The sequence below is a fragment of the Bacteroidales bacterium genome, from assembly GCA_023228145.1.
Lineage (GTDB): Bacteria > Bacteroidota > Bacteroidia > Bacteroidales > CAIWKO01 > CAIWKO01.
The window spans coordinates 1-3,728 of sequence record JALOBU010000048.1 but is presented as its reverse complement, the minus strand read 5'-3'; the positions used below and the strand labels follow the sequence as shown (position 1 = coordinate 3,728).

Sequence of the window (3,728 nt, the reverse complement as noted above, 5' to 3'; positions counted from 1 at the left end):
CTAAAAGCTTAATTGTCGAATTAGTTCACCTCTCTTTCTCTGGTTCTTCAGTAATAATTACAATAAAATTAAGTAAATTAAAAATCATTTTGCAAAACTAATGGCTTGTTGAAATGTAAACAAAACAGTAATGAAAACTTTACTGCAGCCCGTCTTCACCGACTGATGTCTGGAAAAAACATGCTCTGATATTCACAGGAACTACTTTTCTCAAAGGTTATAGCCACAAAGTACCAGCAAAAGTTCAATAAGTTGATTGAATATAACCTTTTATTGCCTTATTTTATATTTAATATTAAAATATTTTTTTATTTTTAATTGATTTTTTGTATTTTTACAACAATGAACACCAAAAACCGAAATCCTATTATCATGAAAAAATCATTACTCTTTATTATTATGCTTTCTGTGGCAATATATACCAGCGGCCAGGCGCTACCTAAAAAAGCTTTAGCTCCTGTTCCCAAATCCGATGTACTTCACAAAACCTTAACAGGTAAAAGCCTCAATGCAGCCAAAACCCTAACATGCATTGACACATTAAGGTATCCTCAATTAAAAGAAATTATTCTTGGAGATACCAGCTGGTGGTCTTTCACTATGTGGACTGCTGATCAGGAAGCCATGTTGCAAGCTTTTTTACTAAGCGGCGCCTCCATGAATGTAACCGGAGTGGAATTTTACGGCAGAAGAGAGCCTTCCAGCAGCGCAAACCTTATTGTTGAGACATCAATATGGAATGTTGACGTCAACAATAACCCTACTACTCAGATCGGCACCGTTGCAACGATCACCATCACAGACACCAATTTCAACTTCCGCCAGATAAATTTCACCCCCGCTATTGCAGTATCCGGCAATTATGCTGTTGTCATAAGGCCGACCAGCACGAACGGCATACTGGAATTTTTCCTGAATGACGGTACTCCGTCACAAAGCTATGATGAAGGTCTGTCAAAATATAAATCATCGTATTATGCTCCCTCCAGCGGAGCATGGGTAAGCATGCCCATACTTACAGCAGGCTTTACCGGAGGGCCATTCGATAATGAAATGCTTGCAGCCCCGACAATTAATTACTCTATAAACTCTGATTTCACCATCACTCCTCCTTCGGCATGCGTGGAAACTCCGGTAGATTTTACAGGTGCACCTGCCCCGGCGACCATCCTTGGGAACAGAATGTTTAATTATAATGCATTCTTAAGTTATTTTTTGTCGGAGCCAGATTCCACTTATGTATATGACCCGGACCCCGCTTCGCCAACAGCACCGTTTTTATGGGGCATAAATACTTCTTATACTTATACGGTTCCAAACACTTATTTACCAAGACTTTATACACTGGGAGGTTTTTGGGCAAGCTGCCTCGACTTTAAAGAAAAAACAATAATCATTGATGCCTGTACAGCTATTGAAGAAAGCATGAACGGGAACATAAATATAACTCCCAACCCTGCCCACGACAGGTTGTTTATAACCTTACCGGAGAAAACCGAAAATTATTCCATTACCATTTTCTCAGCTAACGGCAAAGTCGTCATGAGCGAAACCAACACTGCTACTTCCGGGCAGATTTCAATAGATATCTCATCATTTGTAAAAGGATTTTACTTTTTACAAATCACTTTAACTTCAGATACCTATTGTGAAAAAATAATTATAGAATAAGGTTTTTATGTCCTGAAAAAACCTGTTTATCGCAGTTTTTTGATTATTTTTACTGAATGCTCCCATTTTAAATACATTTTACAAACATTTTTATGTCCTTCACAAAAACTCTGCAAATAATAGTATTAGTACTTTTATTCATACCGGCAAATTCATACAGCCAGATAAATACCGGCGACACCATGACCTTCTGGTCGGTAACATATATTGACTGGCCCCCGCTGGCAGGCAGCCCGCAGCGAAAAATTCATGCAACATGCGACAAAGTGGGCGATTACTGTTATATTTTCCGGGAAAGCAGCCTGAGTCCGTTTCTTCAGCAAGACATTGATGCTATTGCAAATACGTTCGACAATCATTTTGTCCCGGAATTGACCGCTGTTTACGGACCTGTGCCCAATGCCCTGGATAAAGACACACATGTGTTCATACTTATTTTCGATGAATCCAACTGGTGCGGATACTGGGACCCCGCCAAGCAAATGACCGACAGCATGGTTTTTGCAACATGGGGCCGACATAGCTCAGAACATGAAATAATTTATATTGCTGACAATTGTTTTGGAGGCATCGAAAGCATCACGGCACATGAATTCGGCCATATGCTGCACTGGCTGCAGGACCACTCTCCCGAACCTCCTTCCAATCCTGTTACTTACTGGGAAGAAGCCTGGATTGACGAAGGGTTTTCAACATTTGCCGATATTTACCTTACTGAAGGAATTTTTCAACAGAATGTAATGGACTACCAGGCATTTTTTCTTGATGAGCCGGATATTCCTCTTATATACTTTTCGAATTACAACCAGGTAAAACTCTGGACTTTATTCATGTTTGAGCATTATGGAGGCTGGGACTATATTTCGGCACTTATCAGTAACCAGCTCAACGGCATTGCTGGTATGGACAGTGCATTGCGGCAAATTGATGCACCCGGCACTTTTCAGGATGCTTTTGTACATTGGTCACTGACAAATTACCTTGATGATGATGTCTTTCAAAGCGGAAAGTATGCATATCGTCATTACAATTTTAACACTTGCTCCCTCATAGCAAGCTACAATACATACCCCACAGGCACCCATAACCAAACAGTAAATCCTTATGGGACAGATTACATTCGTTTTACAAGCTCTACGCCAAATCCCATAGCTTTAAATTTTTCCGGTGAAGCAGATGTCCTGTTCAGACTGGCGATCATTAAAATGAAACAGCCCGGTGACAGTGTCATCAGCATAGAATTTATTACTCCTGATAATGACAATAACGCCATTTTTTATGCTGACAGCTTTGGAGTTGAATATAATAAACTCATACTTGTGGTTTGTAATGTGGATTCTTCATTATCTGAACAGGAAACCGCCTCTTATTCTTATTCTTCGACCAGCCTTTCAAATATTTCAGAAATTAATTATCCGGAACAGCTTACTATTTATCCCAACCCCTCAAATGAAACAATTTCTATTGAAGCAGGCGATAACATTGTCATGATTAAAATTTATAACCTGCAGGGAAAAAATGTTTACAGAGCAACCCCGTATAAAAGCAAATTCAGTATTGATGTTTCAGCATTTCCGGAAGCAAATTATTTAATTACTGTTTCTACAGCAACAAACACCGTCACAAAAAAAATTCAATTCATCAGGTAAGCGGAAATTGTTTTTTCAACACAAAGTGCTAATTCTCTATAACCCAAATTCAACAAAAATAAGGTTGCATACGAAGATAATTTAAATTATAAAAACAAATTATTTTGAATAAATATGAATACTATCTTTTGCAGCAGGAATATAGTTAATTCCAAACCAACAGATTAGAAGAATAATAAAAGATAATGCAAGTATCCATAGGGAGAAGCTAGGATTCGTGTTTTTATCAATTCTAATATGAATATATAGCAGGTAAAACAACCAGGATAACAACGCCCATGTCCTGACTTCTGACTCTACCCTGTTTTTTGTGTAATTCATATTTTTAAGAATCAGAATATAAACTAATTAGCAAAAAAATTAGTGCGGTATTACCGCACTAACCTTATTTTTGTAGGATGTATTCAA

Annotated in this window: 3 protein-coding genes; 2 read left to right on the top strand and 1 reads right to left on the bottom strand. The window is 38.2% G+C overall.

The features are described from left to right. Positions 1 to 372 precede the first annotated feature (372 nt). Positions 373 to 1,671, top strand: a complete 1,299-nt coding sequence (locus tag M0R16_13325) for a T9SS type A sorting domain-containing protein (GenBank protein MCK9613852.1) — start codon at positions 373 to 375, stop codon at positions 1,669 to 1,671. A gap of 92 nt (positions 1,672 to 1,763) precedes the next feature. After that, positions 1,764 to 3,320: a T9SS type A sorting domain-containing protein gene (locus tag M0R16_13320; GenBank protein ID MCK9613851.1), complete on the top strand. Its 1,557-nt coding sequence runs from the start codon at positions 1,764 to 1,766 to the stop codon at positions 3,318 to 3,320. A 99-nt stretch (positions 3,321 to 3,419) separates the two neighbouring features. On the opposite strand, the gene ccsA is transcribed toward M0R16_13320, so the two are convergent. Beyond that, positions 3,420 to 3,641 carry a cytochrome c biogenesis protein CcsA gene (gene ccsA / locus M0R16_13315; protein ID MCK9613850.1) on the bottom strand — a complete coding sequence of 74 codons (222 nt, stop codon included), beginning with the start codon at positions 3,639 to 3,641 and terminating at the stop codon, positions 3,420 to 3,422. Between the last annotated feature and the right edge of the window lie 87 nt (positions 3,642 to 3,728).

Excerpts from the sequence above, each read along its gene's own strand:
- M0R16_13325 (MCK9613852.1), top strand. The coding sequence starts at position 373 with ATGAAAAAATCATTACTCTTTATTATTATGCTTTCTGTGGCAATATAT.
- M0R16_13320 (MCK9613851.1), top strand. The coding sequence starts at position 1,764 with ATGTCCTTCACAAAAACTCTGCAAATAATAGTATTAGTACTTTTATTC.
- ccsA (MCK9613850.1), bottom strand. The coding sequence starts at position 3,641 with ATGAATTACACAAAAAACAGGGTAGAGTCAGAAGTCAGGACATGGGCG.